The sequence below is a fragment of the Halalkalibacter oceani genome (assembly GCF_023715705.1).
In the GTDB taxonomy this organism is placed as follows: Bacteria; Bacillota; Bacilli; order Bacillales; family Bacillaceae_D; genus Halalkalibacter; species Halalkalibacter oceani_A.
In genome coordinates, this window is sequence record NZ_JAMBOS010000066.1 from 1 (window position 1) to 1,065 (window position 1,065).

Here is a 1,065-nt window from a genome sequence, read left to right on the forward strand (position 1 = left end):
TGAATGAATTTCATAATTTAAGTCCCTACGGGCTCAAGGCTTTTAAGCACTAAAAAAAGGAGTACCTCCCCAAAAGTCGAATTAGTTAAGTGTCCAAACAAAACTACGACTGGAGGAAGACTCCCTTATGACTATTATACGACAAGGAAGCCTATTTGACCTGCAAGATTTATACGATTTAGAACCTACCCATCGTTTTGAGGCCGTTTTTTCAACGATTTACATTGATCCACTCTTAGCTGTTGTGTCAAAAAAAGCTCTTTATGGCGCGCCTGTTCAACTTAATTATGCAGCTATGATCTACTCACTTGTCGCTAGAGTTCTTGAACGTATTCCGACGATAAAGGATCTGATTAAACGACTCAAACATGACTATATGTTCCGTTTGGATTGCGGGTTCCTTCTTTCTGATACGATTCCATCCGAAGCTTCTTATTCGAGAATGCTTTCTAAAATAGCGGAATCACCTGTTCTTGAACGTGTTCAAGAAACGCTTATCCTTCAAGCAATGACAGAAGGATTTATCACAGATGACACGATTGCCATTGATGCGACTCATATCGAAGCTCGTGACCAGGCCCCATCAAAAGAAGAAAAGTCTAAACCTGAACCAAAAAAGCGCGGCCGCAAATCAAAAGAAGAGAAAGAAAAATGGCTTCAAGAACAAGCGGAACGAGAAGCGGCTCTCCCTATTTTCGAGAAAAGGATTGAAGCTCAACTTGATGCGTCTTTAGTCGAGTTAAGATCCGCTGTTCCTCTTGACCCTAAGTGGGGCATCAAGAAAAACAGTGAAGGAAAGAACGTTTTTTGGTTTGGCTACAAAGGACACTTCGCCGTCGGAACGAAAAGTCAGTACATCCTTCAGTCGCTCTTTTCCTCTGGAAACTTGAATGATGGAAAAGCTGCAATCCCTTTATTAAAAGGAATGCAAGAGCGTCTTTCTGAACTGAAAATTTCTTATAGTACACTTGATGCAGGTTATGATTATCTGGCTATTTACCAACAGATTTACCGAATCGGAGCGCAATCCGTTATTGCTTACAACAAGAAAAATGAATCAGAGCT

At 40.8% G+C, this 1,065-nt stretch carries 1 protein-coding gene; it reads left to right on the forward strand.

The window, feature by feature from the left end:
* Positions 1–127: 127 nt before the first annotated feature.
* Positions 128–1,065: transposase (locus M3212_RS21660; protein WP_251195974.1), on the forward strand; the 938-nt coding region annotated here is incomplete at its 3' end.